Source organism: Brevibacillus migulae, assembly GCF_004521915.1.
GTDB classification, from domain to species: domain Bacteria; phylum Bacillota; class Bacilli; order Brevibacillales; family Brevibacillaceae; genus Brevibacillus_F; species Brevibacillus_F migulae.
Window position 1 is genome coordinate 19,012 of sequence record NZ_SDKD01000003.1, and the last position, 24,586, is coordinate 43,597.

General features: G+C 51.2%; 21 protein-coding genes. 14 read left to right on the forward strand and 7 right to left on the reverse strand.

The window, feature by feature from the left end:
* Positions 1-28 precede the first annotated feature (28 nt).
* Complete coding sequence (locus EIZ37_RS25845; protein WP_167568658.1) at positions 29-184, forward strand: hypothetical protein; 156 nt, start codon at positions 29-31, stop codon at positions 182-184.
* Between the two features lie 327 nt (positions 185-511).
* Entirely contained in the window at positions 512-1,669 is a 1,158-nt protein-coding gene (locus EIZ37_RS04285) for a hypothetical protein (protein ID WP_134683340.1), read from the forward strand.
* A gap of 196 nt (positions 1,670-1,865) precedes the next feature.
* On the opposite strand, the gene EIZ37_RS04290 is transcribed toward EIZ37_RS04285, so the two are convergent.
* From EIZ37_RS04290 to EIZ37_RS04300, 3 genes are read right to left on the reverse strand one after another with little or no spacing between them, the layout of a single operon-like run.
* Entirely contained in the window at positions 1,866-2,516 is a 651-nt protein-coding gene (locus EIZ37_RS04290; protein WP_134683341.1) for a thiamine diphosphokinase, read from the reverse strand.
* A complete protein-coding gene (locus tag EIZ37_RS04295; RefSeq protein WP_134683342.1) occupies positions 2,513-2,908 on the reverse strand; it encodes a bactofilin family protein in 396 nt (131 codons plus the stop codon). The genes EIZ37_RS04290 and EIZ37_RS04295 overlap by 4 nt, the downstream gene beginning before the upstream one ends.
* On the reverse strand, positions 2,908-3,906 hold the full coding sequence (locus EIZ37_RS04300; RefSeq protein ID WP_134683343.1) for a M23 family metallopeptidase: 999 nt from the start codon (positions 3,904-3,906) through the stop codon (positions 2,908-2,910). Before EIZ37_RS04300 ends, EIZ37_RS04295 begins: the two co-directional genes overlap by 1 nt.
* Positions 3,907-4,090: 184 nt before the next feature.
* On the opposite strand from EIZ37_RS04300, the gene EIZ37_RS04305 reads away from it, so the two are divergent.
* Positions 4,091-4,978 carry a GNAT family N-acetyltransferase gene (locus tag EIZ37_RS04305; protein ID WP_235827888.1) on the forward strand — a complete coding sequence of 296 codons (888 nt, stop codon included), beginning with the start codon at positions 4,091-4,093 and terminating at the stop codon, positions 4,976-4,978.
* Between the two features lie 6 nt (positions 4,979-4,984).
* On the opposite strand, the gene EIZ37_RS04310 is transcribed toward EIZ37_RS04305, so the two are convergent.
* On the reverse strand, positions 4,985-5,794 hold the full coding sequence (locus EIZ37_RS04310; RefSeq protein ID WP_134683344.1) for an Fpg/Nei family DNA glycosylase: 810 nt from the start codon (positions 5,792-5,794) through the stop codon (positions 4,985-4,987).
* A gap of 263 nt (positions 5,795-6,057) precedes the next feature.
* Between EIZ37_RS04310 and EIZ37_RS04315 the strand changes: the two genes are divergently transcribed.
* The 3 genes from EIZ37_RS04315 to EIZ37_RS04325 all read left to right on the forward strand — a co-directional run bounded on the left by EIZ37_RS04315 (position 6,058) and on the right by EIZ37_RS04325 (position 11,175).
* On the forward strand, positions 6,058-7,224 hold the full coding sequence (locus EIZ37_RS04315) for a THUMP domain-containing class I SAM-dependent RNA methyltransferase (protein WP_134683345.1): 1,167 nt from the start codon (positions 6,058-6,060) through the stop codon (positions 7,222-7,224).
* A 23-nt stretch (positions 7,225-7,247) separates the two neighbouring features.
* Positions 7,248-9,872 carry a DUF4855 domain-containing protein gene (locus EIZ37_RS04320; protein WP_134683346.1) on the forward strand — a complete coding sequence of 875 codons (2,625 nt, stop codon included), beginning with the start codon at positions 7,248-7,250 and terminating at the stop codon, positions 9,870-9,872.
* A gap of 427 nt (positions 9,873-10,299) precedes the next feature.
* A complete protein-coding gene (locus EIZ37_RS04325) occupies positions 10,300-11,175 on the forward strand; it encodes a radical SAM/SPASM domain-containing protein (RefSeq protein WP_134683347.1) in 876 nt (291 codons plus the stop codon).
* 52 nt (positions 11,176-11,227) lie between these two features.
* Here EIZ37_RS04325 and EIZ37_RS04330 read toward each other — a convergent pair whose 3' ends face one another.
* The 3 genes from EIZ37_RS04330 to EIZ37_RS04340 all read right to left on the reverse strand — a co-directional run bounded on the left by EIZ37_RS04330 (position 11,228) and on the right by EIZ37_RS04340 (position 13,587).
* A complete protein-coding gene (locus EIZ37_RS04330) occupies positions 11,228-11,770 on the reverse strand; it encodes a CBO0543 family protein (protein WP_134683348.1) in 543 nt (180 codons plus the stop codon).
* Positions 11,771-11,846: 76 nt separating this feature from the next.
* Complete coding sequence (locus EIZ37_RS04335) at positions 11,847-12,302, reverse strand: GNAT family N-acetyltransferase (protein ID WP_134683568.1); 456 nt, start codon at positions 12,300-12,302, stop codon at positions 11,847-11,849.
* Between the two features lie 22 nt (positions 12,303-12,324).
* Positions 12,325-13,587 (reverse strand): MDR family MFS transporter, encoded by a 1,263-nt coding sequence (locus EIZ37_RS04340; RefSeq protein ID WP_134683349.1) that lies wholly within the window; start codon positions 13,585-13,587, stop codon positions 12,325-12,327.
* A gap of 556 nt (positions 13,588-14,143) precedes the next feature.
* On the opposite strand from EIZ37_RS04340, the gene EIZ37_RS04345 reads away from it, so the two are divergent.
* The 8 genes from EIZ37_RS04345 to EIZ37_RS04375 all read left to right on the forward strand — a co-directional run bounded on the left by EIZ37_RS04345 (position 14,144) and on the right by EIZ37_RS04375 (position 24,535).
* Positions 14,144-15,256, forward strand: a complete 1,113-nt coding sequence (locus EIZ37_RS04345) for an aminopeptidase (protein ID WP_134683350.1) — start codon at positions 14,144-14,146, stop codon at positions 15,254-15,256.
* Positions 15,257-15,881: 625 nt separating this feature from the next.
* Positions 15,882-16,055 (forward strand): hypothetical protein, encoded by a 174-nt coding sequence (locus EIZ37_RS25850; protein WP_167568660.1) that lies wholly within the window; start codon positions 15,882-15,884, stop codon positions 16,053-16,055.
* 74 nt (positions 16,056-16,129) lie between these two features.
* A complete protein-coding gene (locus EIZ37_RS04350) occupies positions 16,130-17,056 on the forward strand; it encodes an RluA family pseudouridine synthase (RefSeq protein ID WP_134683351.1) in 927 nt (308 codons plus the stop codon).
* A 209-nt stretch (positions 17,057-17,265) separates the two neighbouring features.
* Positions 17,266-17,883: a TetR/AcrR family transcriptional regulator gene (locus EIZ37_RS04355; protein ID WP_134683352.1), complete on the forward strand. Its 618-nt coding sequence runs from the start codon at positions 17,266-17,268 to the stop codon at positions 17,881-17,883.
* Positions 17,884-17,922: 39 nt separating this feature from the next.
* Positions 17,923-19,161: an efflux RND transporter periplasmic adaptor subunit gene (locus tag EIZ37_RS04360; RefSeq protein WP_134683353.1), complete on the forward strand. Its 1,239-nt coding sequence runs from the start codon at positions 17,923-17,925 to the stop codon at positions 19,159-19,161.
* 47 nt (positions 19,162-19,208) lie between these two features.
* Positions 19,209-22,280 carry an efflux RND transporter permease subunit gene (locus tag EIZ37_RS04365; protein WP_407921116.1) on the forward strand — a complete coding sequence of 1,024 codons (3,072 nt, stop codon included), beginning with the start codon at positions 19,209-19,211 and terminating at the stop codon, positions 22,278-22,280.
* Positions 22,281-22,742: 462 nt separating this feature from the next.
* On the forward strand, positions 22,743-24,038 hold the full coding sequence (locus tag EIZ37_RS04370; RefSeq protein ID WP_134683355.1) for an HD domain-containing protein: 1,296 nt from the start codon (positions 22,743-22,745) through the stop codon (positions 24,036-24,038).
* A complete protein-coding gene (locus tag EIZ37_RS04375; protein WP_134683356.1) occupies positions 24,032-24,535 on the forward strand; it encodes a YwgA family protein in 504 nt (167 codons plus the stop codon). The genes EIZ37_RS04370 and EIZ37_RS04375 overlap by 7 nt, the downstream gene beginning before the upstream one ends.
* Positions 24,536-24,586: the final 51 nt, after the last annotated feature.

The following is a 24,586-nucleotide window of genomic DNA, read 5'->3' on the forward strand; positions in this document are numbered from 1 at the left end:
CTAAAATATTGAAAAGGAGGAGAGGTACATGACGGGTTTATCCAAAGTGTTCTGGGGGATATTGTTGGTTTTTCTCGATTTCAGGTTTAACGGTTTTGATATCTTGCCGGATCTGATCGGTTTTATCCTGATGTTGATTGGCCCTTCACTCGGGAAAAATGGAGCTTGCAGACATGGCCAATAATAGATGGAGATATTATCTGTGGTTTACGGTTGCGTTTTTCGTACTCACTTTGCTAGCTACTGGAATCTCACCATTTCTTGGCGTCTTAGTGATCCCAATGGTTATTTGCGGGTTTATTGTCACGATTCTGATACTCATACTGATTCGTCGTGCAGATCAGACATTGCTTACACAAAAAGCCTAAGAAAAGTCTAAACAAACGAATAGGTTCATTCATTCAACAACCACTGGTCGATTTAGATCCAGATTCGTGGATTGCAGCTGAAAAAAATCAAGTTTAGGTTGCTAATTTCAATAGCAATATTGATTAGAGAGAGAGGGAGGACAATGATGAAAATAACGGAGCTATTGGTAAAAAGCGGGGTAATTGCGTTGATAAGCACTGCAGCTAGTTGCTCAATAGCATATGCGGAGGTGCCTGTCATAATGGAAGAAACCCATGCTAACTTGCCTGCTTACTATGAGGATTATCCCTATGATACGCGTGGCATGAGCGATGCTTATATGGGGAGAAATTATAGGCTGTTTCAACCGTTTCAGAACATGTCAATGAAGCGAATTTTCGGCTCTAGAAATAATCAGTTAGACGTCCATCACGATTATCTTTTCGGTATAGATCAGGAAGATCGGCTTTACTTATCTATGGATGGAAAAGCTCCTATTCAAATAACGGAATTGACTGGGGCGAAAGAGGTGTATATCTCAGAGTATGGTGGGTATTATACCGAACTTCAGGACGGATCGTTATGGTACGCAGACTTTTCGAATAATGATACAAAAAACTATCCAAAACCGAGACTTGTTGAGAATCAAACGAAGCAAGTGGTATTAACTTCCGGAGAAATGAAAGAGGACGGTTATTTTACCATTGATGGTAACAATAATTTGGTGAGGGTTGAACAAGATCTGAGCAGGAAAATAATTGATCAAGATGTAACCCAGCTTGGAGCTGCTTTTGACCTGTTGCCCATTAATCCCAAGCAATATGAGTTTACAAGAGGAATCTATTATCTGAAGAACAATCAGTTATGGGCCTATACACCACTTCAGGAGTCAGAGAAGCAAATGTTGTGTGACCAGGTTACACAACTATCTGATCGTTATTTTTATTGGAATGATAGACATCGCATGGTCAAAGAGGTGACAACCTCTTTTCGTATGAAAGAATTCCAGATCAAGAAACCGAAAGATCTGCCTTCATCTTACAAGGAGGTGTTATTCAATGGCCGTTTGGGCTATGCAAGAAAGGAGATGGAGGATAAAAATGGACTCTACGAGTATATAATTCAAGAGGATGTAGTGGGGTATCAAGTAGCAAACGACACGATGAGATTCCCGGATATGTTTGTTAACCCTTGGAAAGCATTGCCTGAACTTAAAAATATTCGCGATCTTACTTCTGCGGACTATCGCTTGTATCTGCTGAATGAAAAAGGGCAAGTTTATTCTTTGGGAAACGGGGAGGTATATGACATTAGTCCGTAAGAAAAGCGAATTAAAGAGAAACTATAAAGAAGGTAAGAGAACAACATTTTAACAAAGCCAAAACCAGTCTAACACTATATCTTTCGTGTTTTGACTGGTTTTTTGTATGGGAGGTTTGGATCGTCTAATACCTATTCTTCTAAGGCTATTGCAGGAACCACGCTCATTTCTTTCCTTCCACCACTGCTACGGCATGCTAATCCTTGCTTTGGATCACCAGCAGATACCCGCTTTCCAGCTCAATCGTACCTGTCTCCTCCACAAGCACATTGCTGACCCCGAGCGACTCGCCCCAGCGAAGCGTTGCCTGCTCCAGCGGATACTGAAATCCGGTGAGCGTAATGCCGGTCACCTCTGGGCTGAAGGGAAGCAGGGAGATATGGGAAAAGCTGCTTTTGCTGACATGACCGGTACGGTCCAGCAAGATCAGCTCATTTTTTTCATCTACAATTCGGCAGGGAACGCCTGCGCGCAAGGCACGCACCAACAGCTGCACATTGGCAAACGAATGATCGAAGCGGGTTCCCAGTGCGCCGAGCAGGATGATTTCGGAAGGGGACTGCTCAAGCGCCCAGTGGAAGGCCATCTCCGTATCGGTCCAATCCTTCCAGACCGGGTCACAGGTCTGCAGATCGGTTACCTGTGTCCGTATCGATTGCAGCTCCTCCTCGCTGACGGAATCGAAGTCACCGATGGCCAGATCCGGTTTCATTCCGTGCTGCAACAGAAAAAAGGCGCCGCGATCGACGCCGACAAGCGTATCACCGGTACGGATCTCCTGAAGCGCCCAGGTACCCAGATTGCCCCCGGTAAAAAGCAGAATGCGACTTTCCAGCCTGCCGCTCATGCCGGCATGACTTCCAATTGTTCGCTAACTTCAACATCCTGCTTCATCTGGAAGCTTCCCTTATATTTGGCGCCTTCCTCTACCGTGAAGGAGTCAACGACCATATCGCCGCGAACGGCAGCGGTAGAGGTGAGCTGCAGCAATCCCGCTGCATCCGCATTGCCTTCCAAACGGCCGGCAACGGTAATATTTCTTCCTTTCACGATTCCGATGACATGGCCGGTTTCGCCGATGATCACATCTCCGTCTGCGAAAATCTCTCCGTTCACCATGCCGTCTACCCGGATGGTGCCTGACACGGTCAAGGTTCCTTTGACGGCAGTTCCCGCCCCGATGATCGTCTCGATTTTGTCCGTGATGGTTGGTTTGGCTTGTTTACTGCTGTTAAACATTATTTTCCCCTCTCTTCGGGCAAGTATTTTTCCGGATTGACCGGCTGCCCATTTTCATACACCATGTAGTGAACGTGGACGCCTGTACTGCGTCCGGTGCTGCCCATATATCCGATCACTTGCCCTTTCTTGACTTCCTGCCCCACCGATACGGCGATTTCCGTCAGATGTGAGTAAGAAGTGTGCAGCGTATCGCTGTGGGCGATCCTGATCATTTTCCCGTGTCCTTGCATGCGCTGGGCGAAGACGACCTTGCCGCTCGCCGTGGCATGGATGGGAGAACGGTAGTGGTTGGCGATATCAAAGCCATCGTGGAATCGTTTTTGGCCATGAAAAGGGTCGCGGCGATAGCCAAAACGAGAAGTGACCGTGCCGACTGCCGGATAGATGGTGGGCGTATGGATCATCTTCTCGTTCCAGACCTCCACTTCTTTTTGTAAATGAGAGATCTTGCCGACCGTATGGGGCAATCGTGTTTGCAGCGAACGCAGCTGGGCGGTAGTCTGTTGCAGCATTTGCTCGCTGTTCAGCTCATGGTCGACGACTTCCTGCTCCAGCGAGATGCGCTCAGGACCGCCACGGCTAGCCAGTACCGTCTGAGTAACCTGGGCCACGTGCTGATCTGTCGGACCGGACAGAGAAAGAGAGCCGGATTTGCTGCGGATCTCTTGCTCCATTTGCTCCAGCTGCTTCACATAGGCTTCCATTTCTTTTACCTGATCCATGATGGAAGCGAATTGCTCTCGTCCCTTCTGCAGTTCCAGCTTCGAGGCGTCCGCTTGCTCCTGCAGTGACTGTGCTTTGGACTGCATGCGCTCATAGGTGGCATTCATATGTATGTAATCGGTGAATAAGTATAGGCCCAGACAGCCGAGGAAGGCCAGGCCGATTCCGGCAAGCTTGAGATGCTTGAGGGAGACTTGCAGGGAGTGAGTGCTGCTTTTTCCATGAGGGACGATCATGAAAGTCAGCTTCCCTGAATCTTTTTTCGTACTCATGCTTCACCTCTTAGAAATTGTCAGCTATGATTTTCTTCTCAATCCGTCAATATTATCCCTGCTTTTCCAATAAATTTTTCATCCCGACAAAAATCGACACAAGAAAAAATATTCTACCAATTATTGCTATTCAAAATTTTATCGATTAAAATATTTTTATTAATGCAAGCAAAGGAGCTGATTCATGGTGATCGTCATCAAACGTTTGAGTACGTGCACGTTTTCAGAGGCTGCGGAAATATGGAACAAAGGCTTCGAGGGTTACTTTGTTGATGCGACGACGACAGATGAGCGGTTTGCAGCGAGACTCGGCATGGAAGGACTGTCGCCAAGCCTGTCGGTGGTGGCATATGTGGATGATGAGCCGGTCGGCATGGTGTTGACCGGGATACGGAACATTCAGGGGAAAAAGGTTGCTTGGAACGGGGGGACCTGTATAGCCACAGCCTACCGCGGCCAAGGCTTAGGCAAGATATTGATGAAAGCGGTTCTCCAAGTGTATGAGGAGGAAGGAGTGGAATGGGGTACGCTGGAAGCATTCCGCGAAAATGAAAAGGCGATCGCACTGTACAAGGCGATGGGGTATGATATCGTGGATCGTCTGTTGTTCCTGCAGCGGACGGAAGCCTTTGATCGCACCAATCCATTTTCGCAAGCAGAGGGTGCTCAGTACCGGTACGCAAGCGGAGTCCCGGCGGATGTGCAAGGGCTGTCCTTCTACCAGGCGATGGCACCCTGGCAGACGCAGTGGGCAGGGCTGCGCGATGGGCAATCCGTCCTGGTGAAGGACCAAGCTGGGGAAGCGATCGGCTATGCGTTGTATCGACGAGCTTTTGATCCAGCAGGAGCGGTTTCTGCCATCACCTTATTCCAATGCGCGGCTGCACCCGAGCGCGAGGACGCGGATGAAATTATCCGGTTTGCGCTCAACCATGTGTTTGAACCGGAGCGAGAGGTAGCCAAGCGCGGTACCTTCAATTTCCCGGCTGGCCAGGAGCGGGTTGTCCGGATCTTGGAGGAGGCTGGATTTTCGCCGAGCATCGAACAGGTATACATGATGAAAAAGATGTAACGAAGCTTATTTTTGACAGCGCGGACAATAGAAGACCTTGCGCGAGGCCAGCTCCTCCTGAATGATCGGGGTACCGCAGCGCAGACAAGGATCCTGTCCGCGATCATAAATTTTACAGCGTTCATTATAACCCCCTGTGAAAGCGTCGCCTTTATACAGGGGGTATTCCATGTAGCCACCATATCGGATCGCCTCATTCAGCACGGCATGCATCGACTGGTAGAGGGAAGCGAGCTCAGTGGAAGAAAGCGCAGGAATCTTTCGCATGGGAAGGATGCCTGCATCAAAGCAAATTTCATCGGAGTAGCAATTGCCGATGCCGGACAGCACGTGTTGGTCCACGAGGGTGGTTTTCAATATGCCCCGTCGTTCGGACAGCAGCTGCCCAAAGGAGACAGCAGAAAAAAGCGGATCCAGAGGCTCGGGACCGAGATCTGCCAGCTTTTGCGCACATTCCTCCAGTGAATACAAATGAAGATAGCCGAGCCGCAGCCCGTGGAAGTATAGGGTGTGCCCGCCCAGATGAAAGGTCACCTGTGCGGTACGGTCCAATTTATCCGTTTCGGAGCCATAGTATAGAAACCCGCCAAGCATCAGATGCAGGAGCAGGACGCTTTCGTTGTCGAGATGAAAGAGCAAGTGCTTGGCCTTGCGCTGGACGGAACGGATGGTTCGTCCTTGTACCCGTTGTATGAACGCTTCTGCGGGGAGGTTCACCGTTTTCTCACGCTGTACGTCTGCCCGCGTAATCGTTTTCCCCGTGATTCTTTCCCCAAGCAATCTGCGATAGGTTTCCATCTCCGGCAATTCTGGCATCGTGGTCCATCCTTTCCGCTGGCATAAATGAACTGCTCGTTTACAGCATTCGTAGTTTCACCAGAGTCTCAGGCAATGATCCTTTGCGAGAGGGAAGCATGTCCACCGGGCATTTTTTCCAGATCTAACGATGTAACGGGAACGAAGCAAGATTCGTCTTATCTTCTGGCAGTGTCCGATTACCAATTGTCTCCTGGATCGGGTATGATAGTAGGGAGAGTAGTATCCCAGACCCAATACGGTAAATACAGGAGACATGGACCATGCAGAAAGTGGATTTGATTGCGACGGCTACCTTTGGCTTGGAGTCGGTCGTCGCGGAGGAAGTAAAAAATCTCGGTTATGAAAATGTAACCGTGGATAACGGAAAAGTGATGTTCAGCGCCGATCTGTCTGCGATTCCCAAGACCAATCTCTGGTTGCGGACGGCAGACCGGATTCGTTTGAAAATAGGCGAGTTTAAAGCGACTACCTTTGATGAGCTGTTCGAGCAGACGAAAGCGTTGCCTTGGGCCGACTGGATCCCGGAAAATGCTACCTTTCCGGTGGAAGGGAAATCGGTCAAATCAACCTTATTCAGCGTTCCCGACTGTCAGGCGATCGTGAAAAAGGCTGTGGTCGAGAGCTTGAAAAAGACATACAAGACAGAGTGGTTTGCCGAGACGGGACCACTGTTTAAAATCGAGGTGGCGCTACTGAAGGATGTGGCGACGCTGACGATCGATACGACGGGGGCTGGCCTGCACAAGCGCGGGTATCGCGAGCTGATCGGGGCAGCCCCGTTAAAAGAAACGATGGCGGCTGCGCTGATCCTGTTGTCCCGTTGGAAGCCGGATCGCGTGCTGGTGGATCCTTTCTGCGGATCGGGCACCATACCGATCGAGGCGGCATTGATCGGGCAAAATATCGCGCCTGGGATGAACCGGGAATTCGTGGCGGAGAGCTGGCCGATCATCCCGAAAAACCTTTGGCGGGATGCGCGGGCGGAAACCCATGACCTCGCCCAGTATGATCGAAAGCTGGAGATCATCGGCACCGACATCGATGAAGACATCCTGCGCGTCGCACGCCACAATGCACAGGAAGCGGGAGTCGACGATCAGATCCATTTTCAGCGGATGGCAATGAACGAGCTGCGCTCCAAGCGCAAATACGGTTATATCATCTGCAACCCGCCATACGGGGAACGGCTGGGAGACTATAACCAGGCCGAGCGTCTGTACAAGGAAATGGGCAACGTATTCCGTGAGCTCGATACGTGGTCGTACTATGTCATTACCTCCCACGAAGAATTCGAAAAGTATTTTGGGCGTCAGGCAAGCAAGAAACGGAAGCTGTACAACGGAAATCTGAAGGTCGATTACTACCAGTTTTTCGGCCCAAGACCGCCGCGTCCGAAGCAAGACGCGCCTAATCATTCATTGATATAGCGAGAGGATTTGAGGGGAAAACCATGCAAAAAAGGAAGCACACTGCACTGCGCCGACTGCTTGCAGCCAGCATGGCAGCCAGCCTGCTGCTCACAGCGGCATGGCCGGCGTTGGCAGATACTGAGGAAAAAACGTCGACACTCCCTGTTGCCCAAACCGATGAGGAGGCAGCGGACATTTCTTTTGTAGATATGGAAGGGCACTTTGCTCAGGAAGCGGTGGAGCGGCTGGCTACCCTGCAGCTGATCCGCGGTATGGGGGAGCATGAGTTTCAACCGCAGCAGCCGATGACCAGACAAGATTTTTCCGTCCTGTTTGCCAAAACGACGGGCATCCAACCGATCGTACCGAAAGAGGACAGCTACGAGGATATTGAGACTGATGGACCCTTTGCTCCCTATGTGTACGGACTCGCGCAGACCGGGATCATGAAGGGGAGAACCTCCGAGCAGTTTGGGGCGGATGAGCCGCTTACCCGCCAAGAGCTGGCTGTCATTCTTGCGCGCTTCATGGAGCTGACGGGCAGTACGCCTGGGGCAGATGCAGATGCGGGACAAGCGGTGCCGGTGGTGTACCAGGATCAGGACCAGATCGCGGATTATGCGGAAGAAGCCGTAGAGACGGTGACGCAAAAGAAATGGATGACGGGAAGCGCCAATCAGTTTCATCCTGAGCAGAAAGTGACGAGGGCAGAGGCTGCGGTGATTGCCGATCGCGTGCTGGCCGAACGGGTCTCGCAAGCGGAAAATGTCGTGTTTGCTGTGAATGCGGACAAGCTTTCATTGGTAGCAGGGGCAAGCCAACGCCTGAAAGTCAGCAGCCCGAGCGGGGCGACATTGCCGTTTACTCCGATCTTCTCGTTTGACCGGCCCGAGATCGGTACGATTGAGCCGGACGGTACCTTTGTCGCCGGGACGACCCCAGGGAAAGGTCAAATCACCGTGTCCGTCGGGTATAAAACGATGGTGATCCCTGTAGAGGTGACAGCGGATGGCTCGCCATCAGACGAAGGAGCGCAAACAGAGGCAGAAGCAGACGTAACCCCCGGAGCGGAAGAAGGGCTGACCAACTTTGCGCCGGAAAGCTTTTTCGGTGTGAAAACGACAGGGCCGGCCGACACGTATTTTCGCTCATTGGAGAAGAGTTATCCCGGACCAGTCGGCGGGCTGGTGATGCCATCCGAGACGTGGACAGGCTATGCGCGCCAATTCGGCCGTGAAATCACGCTCGCTCTGCCGGAAACAAAAGCCATCGAGCGCGTTTCCCTCAATTTCCGTCATGAGAAGAAGATGGGGATCTTGATGCCAAGCAAAATGGAGGTAGAGGTATCCCATGATGGCAAAGCATGGCATTATGCAGGCCGCGTGACCCATGGAGTGTCACCAGCGGATGAAACCGCACAGGTGCGCACCCTCTCACTCAGCTTGCCAGAGGTGGAAGCCCGCTATGTACGGGTACGCTTCCCGGTGCAAATCTTCGTCTTTGCCCGTCAACTGCAGGTATGGGGCAAAGATGTGGATGGTGACGAAGCGGATCCGCTGCTGCTGGCGCCGATTCCCATCACTGCAGCCATGGTGGATAAAAAAGCGGAGGATCGTATGCAAAATATGCTCCTCGCCTACTCGGGGGCACATGCGGAGCGGGGAACCTGGACAAAAAACGACTTCCTGCCGCTGGTCGGCTATATCGGCACGGATGGAAAGGTGAAGGATCGGATGTTTGACGCTGTCCTGTTCCTCCCGTATCCGGTCATGCCGACGACCCAAGCCGGCTGGGAAGCTTATCTCGACGATATTTTCCGTCCGGGCCGACAGCTGGATGCCTTGAATGAGGCGATGAAGGAATACAATAAGCAGCGCGGGAAGCTCTATATTGATCCTGAAATCGAGAAGGTTGTTCTCACCTTGCCGTATCCGAATCCGGCGGTGTCCGATTTCGGGCGGGTCAATCCGGATGAGGTCTCGCTCAATTTCTCCGCAAAAAGCGGAGGAGAAGAGCAAGCGTACCGTCACCGGAAGAAGGCGCTGGAATGGTACTTCCAAGAGCTTTTGCAGCGTTTTGAAAAAGCCGATTACAAGTATCTGAAGCTCGAGGGCATCTACTGGTGGCACGAGCTGGTGGAGGATTCCGTACCTGACGAGCGCCAGTTGATCCGCGAAACGGCGGACATGGTGCATAATCAGGCGCTGCGCTTCTATTGGATCCCTTATTTCGGGGCGACCGGCCTTCAGGAATGGAAGGATCTAGGCTTCGACTATGCGTTTGTCCAGCCGAATTTCTACAGCGACAAAGAGATTCCGGTGGACCGGATCGAAGCGGCGCTGAAAGTGGCTGACCAATACGGCATGGGGATCGAGATCGAGGGCGACGAGCGGATGGTCCGCGACCTGCGTTATTATCAGCTTTACTACAACCAGCTGATCGCCGGTCATAAGGCAGGCATCGACAAAAACAAAGTCCATGCCTACTACTACGGCTCGAAAAGCTTGCTGGAAGCAGTCAACAACAAAGAGCCGCAGGCAAGAGCGGTCTATGATGATACGTATCAGTGGATGCGCGGACGGTTTAACCTGACGGAGTACTTGCTGCCGCCGCAGGTGACACCGACGCCTGACACGGGACAAGCGCCCGCGGCAACTCAAAAGTAAATGGAAGAGTCTGTTCCCTGTAGCTGGGGGAGCAGGCTCTTTTTGTTGGAAGGGGGATATAATTCCTAATTTATGAAGTACTGCAACAGCCACGTGAGGAAGGGAAGAGAGGGACGGGCGGAGTCTTTGCCACACCTACTTAGGTGGAGCTTCCAAAAACGGTACACGCTTTTCGCGCAAACTCCTACGTATGAATACGCTTCCTCGAACCTTTTTGCGCGACGTACCGTTTTTGGAAGCGGAACCGGACAGTAATAACCTCCAAGCGGGTGTGGCAAGAACGCAGCCCCGCCCTCTCTTCCCTTCCCCCACCACAATGTTTGCACACTAGGAAATATTAAGCCAGCCTATTGGTCGACTCACTATGTTATAATTCAGTGAGTTTAAAACGATCCGAGTAACTTGAACATATGGGGTTGGATGATTCTTGAAAACATTTAAAAAAGTATATATCGAGATTACGAGCATCTGTAACCTGGCCTGCAGCTTTTGCCCGCAGACCAGCCGTCAGGCGACGTTTATCAAGCTGGATACGTTCTCCAATATTTTGGACCAGATCAAACCGCATACCAATCATATTTATCTGCACGTCAAAGGGGAGCCGCTCCTTCACCCGAAAATCGACGAGCTGCTGGATATTAGCCACGAGAAAGGGTTCAAGGTCAATTTGACGACAAACGGAACCTTGATTCATAAGGCGAAGCATAAACTGCTCGGGAAGCCGGCGCTGCGTCAAATCAATTTCTCCCTTCACAGCTTTGATGGACATGAGGGCTCGACCAATCGGGAGGGCTACCTGTCTGAGATTCTTTCCTTTGTCCGTCAAGTGGTCGAGCATAAGGTATTGATCTCGTTTCGCCTGTGGAATTTGACGCAGGATAATATGACGAATATGCAGCGGCAGAGAAACCGCGAGACATTGGAAATACTGGAGAAGGAGTTCAACCTGGACTACCGGATTGAAGAAAAAGTGGTGCCGGGCAGCGGTGTCAAAATTGCCGACTACGTCTACCTGAACCAGGATCATGAATTCCAATGGCCAAGCCTGCACGCGCCAGAGGACGATGGCAAGGGCTTCTGCCATGCCCTGCGGAGCCACGCTGCCATTCTGGTTGACGGGACAGTGGTGCCTTGCTGTCTGGACGGAGAAGGTGTCATTAATTTGGGCAATGTGCAGCAGACTCCTTTCTCTGAAATCGTGGAAAGCGAAAGAGCCAATAATCTTTACTTTGGGTTCTCCCGTAGAGAAGCGGTTGAGGAATTGTGCAGAAAATGCGGATATCGGAAAAAGTTCGGAGCATAACATCCATAGCGATGGCCACCAGCAAATGAATTGCATGGTGGCCTTTCTTTTGCTAGCTTCTCGTTTGGTAACGGAAAATTTTGTGCGTAAACGCCTTCCCACCGATGGCGAGCAATAGATACCACGGTACCGAGTACACGTATTCCCAGTGAAGGGGGACATAACTGCCTAGCAGGACAACGAGCGGCTCGCCGACAAAGGAGAGAAACAGCGAGAGCACAAAACTTGCCGCCAAGTACGGCTTCCAGGTGTAAAAGATCTGGTATAGAAACATATACACGGTTGGCAGCACGACGAGATTGGCCGGAAACATCGGCGGGAAAATCGGCTCAACGGAGTCGGGGTAGCTCCAGAGCACAAAGGAAGAGCCGATGACATCCAATAGGGTTGAAGATAATCCGATGAATAAGCCCATCATGACAATTTCCGCTAGACGGGAGCGGTCCACGATTTTGAGCCAAAAATAAAAAAGAACGAGGGAAGAGAGTCCGACCCACCAGGAAAAAGAGAACAAATCCTCCTGCAACCAATGGGCCAATTCGGCGTCACGCAATTGATATTGCATGTGGATAACTTTTTCGAAGCCCTCGAGCATTGGCCGGCGCACCCTTTTTCAGCATATTTACCTGTAGTTTCTTTCATATCAGGGTGCTGTATTCCAGCATCAAGCCTCACAGCTCCAACCGAAGCCGGACCATATCCACACAAGGGATCCCGTTCTCCACAATCGGTTGGGGATAATGCTTCAAAAAGAACCCGCTATCCACTCCTACGATCCGAAACCCACATTTTTGGTAGAGCGCAAGCTGGCCGATGCCGGAATTGCCTGTACCGATCTCCACCGTGCTGCCTCCCAGCTCCTTCGCCCGCTCGATCGCATGCCGCAGCAGCTTTCTTCCATAGCCCATTCCCTGGAACTGCTCATCGACAGCGATGTTCAGAATTTCAAAGGTAGCGGGCCTCGTTTTCAGCAGGACATACAGCCCCACCATGGTAGAATCGGGGAGGCGGCCGATAAAGCATTCCCCCCGCGGAAAATAATCGTCGACCATCTGCCGGGATTCATCTGCCAGCAAGAGCAATTCGTAGGGAATCTCTTCGCTGCTGTCCCATTTGGCGATCACCATATCTTGCATACGCGAACATCCTTTACTCGTTATTTTCACTGCCTGTACCGACCTTTTTCGGTAGGATCTGAAACAGCTTTACATACAGGAATGCGCTGATCAGGGCACATAGAAAAATGATCCCAAATACACCTACAGGCGGCATCCATGCTGACAGGCCGATGGTGAGAGGCGCGATGAAGCGGCCGATCGAAAACTGCAGGCTGGATGCCCCCATATATTGACCGCGTGCGTCTTCCGGCGAGTACTTGCTGACGAAGCTCTGCACGACAGGCGTGCGAATCAATTCTCCTAGCGTCAGCACCACGATACAGCCAAACAGCAGCCAGATATGGGTGGTAAAGGCCATCAGAAACATGCCCAGTCCAAACAATACGGAGGAAAGAATCAGGGAATTGCGGTCGTTCCAATGCTGAAACCAGTTGGTGACCGGCATGGTGAAGAGGACAACCAACAGACCGTTTAACCCGACCATCCAGCCAAACGCTTCCGTGCTGCCAAGCGACAATGACCAGTTGCCCCAAGACAGGAGCGGCTGCTCAGGGACGAATTCTTTGACATAGACGGCCATGTACAAGTCGAGCTGCATAAAACAGATGGTGACCAGGATCCCGGACAAGATATACAGCGCAAAGGGTTTATCACGCAGGATCACACTGTAGCTCTGCCATTGCTCCTTGATTATCGAGCTTTTCACCTTGGACGTGTCCTCTGTTTTCACGGATGCGGGACGAGTTTCTTTGATCAGGAAGTAAATCGCGATCGCGTAGGCCAAGGTGACCAGCGTACAGGTTGCCAGCAGCTCCATGCGGTAATGAAGAAAGAAGATCGAGCCAAGGACTGGACCAAAGACCACGCCGATGTTCATCGCGGTATAAAAGGTAGCAAAAACGAGCCGGCGGTCTTCTTCGGGCGTGAGATCAGCGACCATCGCGGAACTGGCAGGCCAATAAAGAGCTCCGCCCAGGCCAATTCCGATAAAGGCCAGATAATCAATCAAAGGACCGGGTGAGAATGTAAAAATGGCAAACATGATACATTGCAAAAAGGCTCCTGTCAGCATGGTCGGACGACGACCGAGCGTATCGGATAAATAACCGCCGGCAAGATTGCCCAATATCCCGATCAAAGGCGGCACGGTTAATAAAATGCCAGCCAAATCCTTACCGAAAGCATCGCTGAAATGAAGCGCGATAAACGGAAAGTACATCCAGAAAAGCGTATGAAAAATCGTTTCCCCAATCAGCCTTACCTTCAAATTCAAATCCCAGGCCAGCCATTGCATCGTTGGAATGCCTCCCGTTCGTTTTATTTTGTAAGCAGACTGCAGGATGCAAAAAAAGCGCAAACGTTTCGATGGTGGAGAGATCTCCATCACGTCCGTCTGCGCTTTTCACGCAAAGCTCTCGTTCCCTGCTGGGAAAGGGTGCGAAGAAGGGGCAATGGCTTCCCGTGTACATCGATGTAACGGGAAAACAAGATTGCCCCTAGTCGTCCGATTATAGAGACGGAAGGTGAAGTATCGGCATCCTGCAGTTTCAATCACGCAGATGGGGTTGTAGAGGGACTGGTGCCCTCTGCAAGGCCCCAGCTACTGATTCAAAACCACCGGATTTACCATGAATACAACACTCCCGCAACTGTTTTTGTTGGATTTTTCTTACAACATAGAATACTCGACATGGGAAGTAACATGCAAGAAATTTTTTTGCTTGATCAAATTTGTCCGTATACCAAGCGATAAAACGGTAAAATAAATTTGATCAAAGGAATACCAAGCAAGTCGGAATTGTGCTAAAATATGGAAAGGTAAAACAATTTGTGTTAGGGGAGAAGCGCTGATGTTGGATCCACGCGTTGTGAAGCTGGCGGAAAATTTGTTAAACCATTCGGTGGGCCTGCAGGAAAAGGAACATGTCATGATCGAGGTCCGCGGTGAAGGCAAAGAATTGGCCAGAGAACTCGTCAAGCAAGCCTATGCGAGAGGGGCTTATCCGCATGTTCGCATATTAGACCCGTTGATCGAGCGGCAACTGCTCATGGGTACATCCGAGGAACGGTTATCTGCTGTTGTGAAATGGGAAGATCCAATGTGGAAGGATATGCAAGCGTTCATCGTGATCAATGGATTCACGAATGACAGCGAAACATCTGATGTGCCTGTGGAAAAACGACGCATCACCCAGCGAGTGAAAAAAGAGATCAATGACTACATCACATCGAATCTGAATTGGGTATTGCTGAATTTCCCAACTCCGGCTATGGCGCAAAATGCGACTATGTCCACAGAAGCATTCACCAATTTCTACTTTGATGTGTGCTCGCTTGATTATCAGAAGATGGCGAATGCTTTTCAACCCTTAAAGGAACTGATGGACCGTACCGATAAAGTCCGTCTGGTGGGACCTGGAACCGACCTGACCTTCTCTATAAAAGGGATCCCCAGCATCATTTGCGCGGGCGAACGCAACATCCCGGACGGGGAAATCTATACGGCTCCTGTACGTGATTCGGTCAACGGGACCATTAGCTTCAATGCCTCCAGTCTCTACATGGGCACAAAATTTGAAAATGTCCGGTTCACCTTCGAGGCAGGCAAAATCGTGGAGGCAACCGCAAATAATACGGAGAAGCTGAATGATATCCTCAATACCGATGAAGGCGCACGGTATATCGGTGAGTTCGCCATCGCGGTCAATCCGTACATCCTGCATCCGATGAACGATATCCTGTTCGATGAAAAAATCGCGGGCAGCTTCCATTTTACGCCCGGCCAAGCCTACGAGATAGCAGACAACGGCAACAAGAGCGCCATCCACTGGGATCTGGTCAACATCCAACGTGCGGATTACGGCGGCGGGGAAATCTGGTTCGACGATGTGCTGATCCGCAAAGACGGCCTGTTTGTGCTTGAGGAATTGAAAGGATTAAACCCGGAAAATCTGATCGGTTAAATAAAGGAAATCTCCTTCATTAAGAAGGAGATTTTTTTTTGCAAACAAGGCTCACATCCTGCAAGGGGAACGCGTTGCCGTTTTGACAGTCGTTTTTTGCCTGTATGAACACGATGTTGGTGGGCCAAAACTTTCTGAATCGCCTCAACGATGCGAGTTTTATCCCTTCCAGATAGGTTGGAAAAATGGGTTGGGTTACAGCGACAACATACGACCGCGTTCCGTTTCAAGAATTCACTAGGTAAAAGGTGGATAAAATAAGCCAAGCCTGACATATGGGTGGCGCTTGGCATGAACCAGGGAATATTTTTACCGCTAAATGACCACTCGGTTTGGTATTTGGAATTGGGTATGTTCAGTCTGAGCCTTCTCTCTTACGTTTATTTCAAAAGGAAAAATGTGGAGGCAAGCGTCATCATGCTCCTTATCGCGGACGCCATAAGCAAACGCTTGTGGAATGGACCAGCCAAAGTTTGAAGGAATAAATCCTGCGCTAACAATCCTTAAGCTTTGGCCAAGAAGAAGGGGATAATTTATAACTTCTTAAACAAAAATGTTTACAAAGTAATTCTGATGAAATACACTTATTATACAAACAAGTATAAAAAGTGTGGAGGTGGCACTCATGACCAGACAGCTTCAGTGGTGCAGAGGGCTATGCAATGTCATTGCAGGAAAACTGATGGAGCAGGACTATCGGACGGATGAAGGGTATGTGACCCAGTTGTTGGAGCTGGGCCAGCAGGAAGCGATTGAGGATTATCAACAAGCGTTGGATCATACGGTGTTTTACGGATAAAAGCGGTGAACTGGCAGTCTTCCCCATCTTTCGATACAATGAGAGGAACGAGTGGGACGTGAAGGGGGAGCATCATGAAACGCAGCAATTGGCTGGACTATGTCGTGACGGCAGAAGAGGCGGGCATGACCGTAGAGCAGATCGTAAAGGAGAAGCTGGCCGTATCGGGAAGGATGCTGCAGCGGCTGACCCGCAGCAAGGGCGTCTTGTTGAATCGGAAAGCCCCCTTTTTACAAAAGACGGTTAAAGCAGGCGATACCGTATCCGTTCGCGTAGCTGACAAAGCTCGCGAGCAGGCGAACGAAGCGGTGGATTACGATCCCGCTTTTCATCCGGAAGTTTTGTTTGAGGATGAGCATTTCCTGATTGTGAACAAGCAGGCAGGACTCATGGTTCACCCGACATCTCCAGGTCAAAAGGGCACGCTTGTCCAGCTGCTCACAGCCTGGCTTGCGCATCACGGGAAGCCGTCTACGGTCCATGCAGTCCATCGGCTGGATAAAGAGACGAGCGGCACCATCCTTTTCGCCAAAAGCGGCTATGCCCACCAGTTGGCGGATCGCATGCTGCGCGAGGGCACGATCAAGCGGGAGTATATCGCCGTTCTTTGCGGCCAGTTAGAGGAAGAGAAAGGGACGGTTCGCGCCGCGATTGGGCGAGATCCTTTTCACCATACGAGGCGGCGTGTAACGGAAAAGGGAGATGACGCCGTTACGCATTACGCGGTGATGGCACGCTCTGAACGTTATACACTGGCGCGGGTGTGGCTGGATACAGGCAGGACGCATCAGATCCGCGTCCATTTTCAGCACATCGGTTGTCCGTTAGCTGGCGATCGGTTGTATGGGGGGAGCACTGTCGACTTTGGCCGTCAAGCTTTGCATGCCTATCGGTTGGCCTTTCCCCATCCGATTGGAGGAGAGGCGATCGAGGTGACGGCGAAGCTGCCGGAGGACCTGAATCAACTGACTGTGGCGCAGTTTGCGGTGACATTGGCATAGCTTTGCTGAATAACAGAAACAGAAACCCTTTCTTTTTTTCAGGAAAGGGTTTTTTCGCGTTCACAAAAAGGAGGGTTCATTCGTCTTGGTAGGGAAACAAAATTTTTACATTTGTAAGCGCATGCAAGCATTTACATGCACTATGAACATTGAGTATAATGTGTTCGTTGATAAAGAATGCAAGTGTTTGCATGCATGGGGGAAAGAACATGGATAAACAAAATCGGATTCATGCGGAAGGGAACGGTGAAGAGCAGGAAACAAGAGACCGAATCTTGTCAGCTGCGCGACAATTGATGGCCAAAAAGGGGATGAAAGGGGCGACCACCAAAAAGATTGCTGAGCTTGCTGGGGTCAACGAAGTCACGCTGTTCCGCCATTTTACCAACAAAAAAGGCATCCTGATGGCCGTGATGGAGGAGATGACGGATACGCGGTCCCTGATGAAAGAGGTGCTCGAGCAAGCGTATCCCGATATTCGCACGATGCTGCTTAGCTACGGACGCGCCTATTACAACCTGATGGTCGAGCGCAAGGAGCTCCTCATGATTTGTATTCTCGAGTCGGGGGATGATCCAGAGATGTGTGATCTCTTCGCTCGTGTACCGATTACGGCAGGCATGGTACTGGCTGAAAAGCTGGCTGTGTTAACAGCGGAAGGGAAATTGCGGGAGGCCGATTGTCAGACAGCGGGCCATATGTTCATCTCATCGCTGTATACGGCGTTCATGATCTTGTACCATACGCAAAATCAGGATATCAGCATAGAGATTGAAAAGTTGCTGGACAAATCGGTTGATATTTTATTAGCAGGCATTCAAAAATAGCCAAGTCATTAATCCGGTTCGGATGGGAGCGGTAGAGAAATGAAGAAAACGTGGCTTTACATAGGTCTGGTGGCGGGATTGTTCACGACAACTGCCTGCAGCAACCAGGAAACAGCAAATGTCATCCAAGCGGCGCAGGAGACGAAAAAGGTGGAGGTCGCCCAAGTCAAGCGTGCGCAGGCAGAGCGGATCTCCGAGCTGACGGGAACGCTTGAGCCGACGGAAGAAGCGATGGTTTCCTTCGAAGTCGCAGGGCGATTGGTCGCGCTGCATCGCAATGAAGGCGATCAAGTGAAAAAAGGGGAAGTGCTCGCCCAGATTGATTCCAGTACCTATGCCCTGCAGGTTCAGGAAGCCAATACGCTCGTGGAGCAGACCGGGGCCGGACTGCAAAAAGTCAACAACGGAGCCAGGCAGCAGGAGCTGATCCAGGCACAGGCAACGCTGGACAAGGCGAAGATCGCGTTCAACAAAGCCAAGGATGATTTCCAAAAGTATGAAAAGCTCTTTAAAGAAAATGCCATTTCCAAGGATACGTTTGAGAATGTTCAGGACCAGCTGGCCTTGGCAGAGCGTGATCTGATCTCCGCCGAGCAGGCCTACTCCCTGGTAACGCAAGGTGCGCGCACAGAGGACCGTACGATGCAGCGTTCGTCTTACGAGCAAGCCGTGATTACGAAGCAGAAGGCGGCATTATCGCTGGAAAAGACCCAGCTGAAAGCGCCGATCGATGGAACGATCATCAGCAAGCTGACCTCGACCGGCGAATTGGTGGGGGTGGGCACTCCGATCTATCGGATTGGCAGCATCCAAACGCTCAAGGTGGTATTGCCGGTGCCAGACCGTGAGATCAGCATGTGGAAGGAAGGCGAGACGGTTACGCTTTCCTTGTACGGCAGCCAGCGCGAAGGGAAAGTGAGCAAGATCCATCCGGCCACCAACCAAAGCACGGGCACGATTGGGGTAGAAGTGACCGTACCGAACCCGCAGCGCGACTGGTTTGCCGGCCAGGTTGTCAAAGCAAGCAAAAAGATCGCCGGAAAAGAAGGGATATTTGTCCCGATCGAAGCGGTCATCAGCCGTGGTGGCGAGAAGCCGTATGTGTTTTTGCATGTGAATGGCAAAGCGGCCAAGACAGATGTAATAGTGGGAGAAATTCAGGACAATCTGCTGGAAGTGACCTCTGGACTCAAAGAAGGGGACCAGCTCGTAGTGAAAGGCGTGGATCGTCTGTTTGACGGCGACCCGATCGAGCTGGCGGGAGGTAACCAGCCGTGATTGAATTCATCATTCGCAAACGGAAAATCACGCTGCTTTTTTTCACCATGGTGGTGCTCCTCGGGTTTTTGAGCTTTTTCCAGCTGCCCAAGCAGGAATCGCCCGATATCATCATCAACATGGCGACGGTGACGACCATCTATCCCGGTGCATCTCCGGAAAAGGTGGAGCAGACAGTTACCAAAAAGCTGGAAGAAAAAATCAATGAGCTGCAAGGGCTCAAATATGTGTCCTCGACCTCGAGTCTGGGTGTCTCCAGCATTATCGTGGAGACAAACAGCGGCGTCGATCCGAAGCAGAAGTGGGATGAATTGCGCAAAAAGGTGAAGGATGCGGAGGCCGATCTGCCGGAGGACGCCAAGCAGCCGATCATTAACGACGACTTGAATCGCACCTTTGTCCAGTCGTTGGCCATCACAGCCGACAGCCGCGAGCAGATTTACAGCCTTCGCGAAATGATGAAGTCATGGAAAGAGCAGCTGCGGACGATTCCCAATGTGGCGGATGTCACTATTGAGGGCTTGCCAGAGGAGCAAATCCGGGTCGATATCGATACGCAGAAGCTGAATCAGTACGGATTGAGCTGGGCTCAAGTCATGGCGGCTGTGAAAAGCGAAAATGAACGGGTTCCGCTGGGGGACATGGTCGTAGAAGAACGGACCTACCAGCTGAAGCTTGCTGAATCGTACGATGTGGAAGCTTTGAACAACGTGATCATTTCCCGCACACCGGAAGGCTTTCCGATTTATTTGAAGGATATCGGGAAGGTCTCAAGGTCGACGGAGACGGTAAAGGCGTATTCCTATTACAATGGAAAGCCGTCCATCACGGTCAGCATCAACGCCGAGACAGGCAGCGACGTGCCCAGCCTGCAGGCGCGGGTCGATGAAATGATGGCCATGCTGGCAAAGCAGCTGCCAGTATGGGCTAAGATGGATTCGATTTATTCCCAGAAGGAGCGGGTCGATGAGCTGTTCGGCGATCTGTCCCGTGAAATGATCATCGCGGTCATCGCCGTGCTGCTGGTTTGTACGCTTGGTTTGAATCTCATCACATCCTTTGTGGTGGCATTGGCAATCCCGATTTCGCTGGCGATCGGACTATTGTTTTTGCCGACGCTTGGGATCACGCTCAATATGATCTCGATTGTCTCTCTGATTATCGTGCTGGGCATCTTGGTGGATGACGCGGTGGTGGTCAACGACAACATCGAACGGCGATTGTCCGTACTCGGGGAAAAACCGATGCAAGCGGCCTCCATGGGAGCCAAAGAGGTTTCGATCTCCATCTTGACGGCGACGCTCGCCACGATTGCCTCATTTGGGCCGTTGATGTTTTTGGAAGGGAATGCGGGGCAATTTATCCGTCCGGTTCCGGTGATTATTTCCTTGACCATGCTGGCGTCGATGATCATGTCGCTGACGATTATTCCGATCTTCCGCCAATGGTATGAAGCCCGCAGCCGGAGGGGTGTCGATGGATACCGCAAGCCGCCGGGACTGTTGGGAAAACAGATTCACGATCTGACGCAGTGGTATGCCAATACCTTGATGCCGCGCATCCTGAAACGTCCGCTTTTGACGGGGATGGTAGGCGTATTGATCGGTACGAGCGCATATGGCTTGATTCCACTGACGCCGGTTGAGCTTTTCCCGCCGGATGACCGCCCGAATTTTCTGGTCAATGTCCGATTGCCGGTGGGCAGCAGTGCCGAGGAGACCGATCGCGTGGTACGCGGTGTTTCTGACTGGATTATGAAACAGCCGGGGATCGAGTCCGTAGGCGCTTATGCGGGAGGCAGTGCGCCGAAAATGTTTGGCGGCGACACAGCTGCCGGATCCGGTGTGACCGTGGGACAGCTCGTGGTGCGGTATGACGAGCACCAGGTAAAGGCAACCGACATGATCGGTCCTTGGCGCGAAAAGTTTAAAGAGCTTTATCCCGAAGCCAGCGTCATTCCGAAAGAATTGGAGACAGGGCCGCCAGTGGGAAGCCCGGTCGTCATCCGCATCTTTGGGGAAGACCTGAAGACGCTGCGTACGTTGACGGAGCAGGTGAAGGAAAAGATCGCAAAAGTGCCGGGTGTGTTTGACATCCAAGACAATTTGGGAGTGGAGCGCAATACGCTGGAGTTTGTGGTCAACAAAGCTTTGATGGAAGAAAAGCTGGTCAACTATACCGACCTGTCCCGCACGCTGCGTCTCGTCAGCGAAGGAATTACGGTCAGCGAGTTTGATACGGGCACCGATCTGATTGACATCAATATGTATTTGGATAAAGCGGGGGAAGAAGACCCTAGCATCATTTTCCAAAGACTGACAGTAGCGAACGCGCGGGGAGAGCAGATCCCGTTGTCCCAGCTTGCAGAAATCAAGCCTTCCTTCAGTCTGCAAACCATTCCCCACCGCGATCTGTCTCGTGCGGTCACGATCTCTGCCGATGTAAAGGATCGGACACCGACGGAAGTGATGGGTGAGATCATGCCGATTCTGGATGCGACGGCTTTTCCGGAGGGGTACCGCTATGATACGGGCGGGGAGACTTCGGAGCAGACCGATATTTTTATCGACATGGGGAAATTGTCGGTCATCGTCGTTTTCCTGATCCTGATCCTGATCGCAATGCAGTTCTACTCGCTCAGCTATCCAGTGCTGGTCATGAGCACGATCTATCTTGCCTTTGCGGGAAGCCTGATCGGGTTGTTCGTCACTCAGACCCCGCTTGGCTTCATGACGATGATGGGGGTCATCTCACTGTCGGGTATCGTAGTGCGAAACGGCATCGTACTGATCGAGTTTATCGAAGAAGCGCGGCATGAGGGCGTGGAGCTGAAGCAGGCTGTGATCCAGGCGGGTGAAGCCCGTCTGCGCCCGATCCTGCTGACCTCGATGACAGCCGTAGCCGGTTTGCTGCCGCTGGCGATTTCAGGCGATGTGCTGTTCCAGCCATTGGCCGTAACGATCATTTTCGGCTTGCTCTTTTCTACGGTGCTGACCCTAGTCGTCGTGCCTTCCTTCTATACGATTCTTGCCCAGCGCAAGAAAAAGAAGCAGGAGAAAAAGGTAGCGAAGAGGCCGGATCTGTATGGACCGGGTGGAGAGCTGGAGTTGAAAGGATAAGTAGAAAGAGAAGTCCCGGAGTGTTGCAAAACGCTTCGGGATTTTTCTGTTTGCAGATCTACTTCACCGCTCTGCTTGTAATAGCTTCGCAGGCATAGCCTATTCGTCGCTTTTTCTTTCAGCAGTTCAAAGAGAGTAAGCTGCGTAAGGAAGGGAAGAGAGGGACGGGCGGAGTCTTTGCCACACCTGCTGAGGTGGAGCTTCCAAAAACGGGACACGCTTGTCACGCAAACGCTACGTATGAATACGCTTCTTCGAACCTTTTTGCGTGACGTACCGTTTTTGGAAGCGGAACCGGACAGTTTCCACTCCCTTGCGGGTGTGGCAAGAACGCAGCCCGCCCTCTCTTCCCTTCCCCCACCACAATGTTTGCACAATCTCTCATAAGCTCTATTTTCCTATGCTATAATGAATCTATTAGATTTGGAAACGGACGGAAAGTCTGGCGAAGGGAGCGGCCCGATGCATACACCAGAGCTACTCAGCGAAGAAAAAGTATTTAAAGATCCGGTTCACCGATATGTTCATGTACGGGAAACTCTGATTTGGGATTTGATCAATGCTCCCGAGTTTCAGCGGTTGCGCCGCATCAAGCAGCTGGGCACCAGCTATTTGACCTTCCACGGGGGAGAGCACAGTCGATTCAACCATTCTCTTGGTGTTTATGAGATCATGCGCCGCATCCTGGAGACGTTTGAAGGACGGATTGCGCTCAGCAGGGAAGAACAGCTCTTGTGTATGTGCGCTGCGCTGCTGCACGATGTCGGCCATGGTCCGTTCTCGCATTCCTTTGAAAAAGTATTCCGCTTTGACCATGAGGATTGGACGCGGGCGATTATTACGGGTGAAACCGAGATCAATCGCATTTTGCGCCGAGTAGGGGAGGGCTTCCCGCAAAAAGTGGCGGAAGTGATTGCCAAAACCTATGAAAATAAGTTAATCGTCAGCCTGATTTCCAGCCAGATCGATGCGGATCGGATGGACTATTTGCTTCGCGATGCCTACTATACCGGAGTGAACTACGGCAACTTTGACATCGAACGGATCTTGCGCGTGATGCGACCGCATGAGGACGGGATCGTATTCAAATTCAGCGGGATGCATGCCGTGGAAGATTACATCATGTCGCGCTATCAAATGTACTGGCAAGTCTATTTTCATCCGGTTACACGTAGTGCGGAAGTGGTGCTGCGCAAAGTGTTCCAACGCGCAAAAGAGCTGTACCAAGCAGGATATTCCTTTGCGATTTACCCGCATCCGCTTGCGCCTTTTTTCCGCGAGCAGTTCACGCTCGCTGATTATCTGGCACTCGATGAAGGTGTCGTGCTCTATTTCATGCAGCAGTGGAAAGCAGAGGAAGATCCGATTTTAAAAGATTTGGCATCTCGTTTTCTCGACAGGAATTTGTATAAATACGTCGAATTTAATCCTAGAAATTTTCGTATGATAGCGGAACTGAAGGAGCTTTTTGCCAAAGCGGGCATCGACCCAGCCTACTATGTGGAAGTCGATTCCACATCAGATTTGCCCTATGATTTCTATCGGCCGGGAGAAGAGGAAGAACGCATCCCGATCATGCTGCGAATGCCGTCTGGGGAGATGGCCGAGCTATCGCAGAAGTCGGAAATTGTCGAGTCCATCAGCGGGAAAAGGAGATTTGACTACAAGCTCTACTTCCCTTTGGATAAAGTGCGGACACTGCCGGAGCCTGTCTGCCGAGCGATTTGTGAATGTTTAGGAGTGGATGAAGGATGCTGAACGATCACGCCAAGATCATCCGGCTGATTGAGATTGCCGGTGAAGTGACGGGGCGGAAGAAACTGCACAAGATGGTGTACATCGCGAAAAAAATGCAGATGGATTTTGTGGAGCGATTCCAATTTCACATGTTTGGGCCGTACTCGGAGGAGCTGACTTTGCGCGTGGACGAGCTCTGCAACCTGGGTCTCATCGATGAGCAGATGGAAAGCAAGGGGGCCATTCAGCTGTATCGCTACACGCTCAATGACGAAGGGCGTGACTTTCTGCGGTTTCACAATGTGGATTTTGGCAATGGAGAGCGCCTCATCAGCCGCATGAACGAGGAGAACTCCCGATTCCTGGAGCTCGTCTCGACGATCTTGTATTTTGACGATCTGGCTTATGACGAGATGAAGACAAAGGTATTTACGCTAAAAAGCAAGCAACGGTACAATGAAGAGGAAATCCAGAAGGGGCTGCTTTTTGTCGAAGAGCTTCGCGGATTAATGAACTAGGTACTTAAATCAATAGCATGCATATCTACACAGACTGGCCCGGGGCGATGC

Bases quoted from the DNA above. Each gene is read 5' to 3' on its own strand.
- EIZ37_RS04340 (WP_134683349.1), bottom strand. From the start codon at position 13,587: ATGCAATGGCTGGCCTGGGATTTGAATTTGAAGGTAAGGCTGATTGGG.
- EIZ37_RS25845 (WP_167568658.1), top strand. From the start codon at position 29: ATGACGGGTTTATCCAAAGTGTTCTGGGGGATATTGTTGGTTTTTCTC.
- EIZ37_RS04330 (WP_134683348.1), bottom strand. From the start codon at position 11,770: ATGCTCGAGGGCTTCGAAAAAGTTATCCACATGCAATATCAATTGCGT.
- EIZ37_RS04290 (WP_134683341.1), bottom strand. From the start codon at position 2,516: ATGAGCGGCAGGCTGGAAAGTCGCATTCTGCTTTTTACCGGGGGCAAT.
- EIZ37_RS04355 (WP_134683352.1), top strand. From the start codon at position 17,266: ATGGATAAACAAAATCGGATTCATGCGGAAGGGAACGGTGAAGAGCAG.
- EIZ37_RS04320 (WP_134683346.1), top strand. From the start codon at position 7,248: ATGCAAAAAAGGAAGCACACTGCACTGCGCCGACTGCTTGCAGCCAGC.
- EIZ37_RS04345 (WP_134683350.1), top strand. From the start codon at position 14,144: ATGTTGGATCCACGCGTTGTGAAGCTGGCGGAAAATTTGTTAAACCAT.
- EIZ37_RS04335 (WP_134683568.1), bottom strand. From the start codon at position 12,302: ATGGTGATCGCCAAATGGGACAGCAGCGAAGAGATTCCCTACGAATTG.
- EIZ37_RS04285 (WP_134683340.1), top strand. From the start codon at position 512: ATGATGAAAATAACGGAGCTATTGGTAAAAAGCGGGGTAATTGCGTTG.
- EIZ37_RS04360 (WP_134683353.1), top strand. From the start codon at position 17,923: ATGAAGAAAACGTGGCTTTACATAGGTCTGGTGGCGGGATTGTTCACG.
- EIZ37_RS04305 (WP_235827888.1), top strand. From the start codon at position 4,091: ATGGTGATCGTCATCAAACGTTTGAGTACGTGCACGTTTTCAGAGGCT.
- EIZ37_RS04310 (WP_134683344.1), bottom strand. From the start codon at position 5,794: ATGCCAGAATTGCCGGAGATGGAAACCTATCGCAGATTGCTTGGGGAA.
- EIZ37_RS04300 (WP_134683343.1), bottom strand. From the start codon at position 3,906: ATGAGTACGAAAAAAGATTCAGGGAAGCTGACTTTCATGATCGTCCCT.
- EIZ37_RS04365 (WP_407921116.1), top strand. From the start codon at position 19,209: ATGGTGGTGCTCCTCGGGTTTTTGAGCTTTTTCCAGCTGCCCAAGCAG.
- EIZ37_RS04295 (WP_134683342.1), bottom strand. From the start codon at position 2,908: ATGTTTAACAGCAGTAAACAAGCCAAACCAACCATCACGGACAAAATC.
- EIZ37_RS04370 (WP_134683355.1), top strand. From the start codon at position 22,743: ATGCATACACCAGAGCTACTCAGCGAAGAAAAAGTATTTAAAGATCCG.
- EIZ37_RS25850 (WP_167568660.1), top strand. From the start codon at position 15,882: ATGACCAGACAGCTTCAGTGGTGCAGAGGGCTATGCAATGTCATTGCA.
- EIZ37_RS04315 (WP_134683345.1), top strand. From the start codon at position 6,058: ATGCAGAAAGTGGATTTGATTGCGACGGCTACCTTTGGCTTGGAGTCG.
- EIZ37_RS04375 (WP_134683356.1), top strand. From the start codon at position 24,032: ATGCTGAACGATCACGCCAAGATCATCCGGCTGATTGAGATTGCCGGT.
- EIZ37_RS04350 (WP_134683351.1), top strand. From the start codon at position 16,130: ATGAAACGCAGCAATTGGCTGGACTATGTCGTGACGGCAGAAGAGGCG.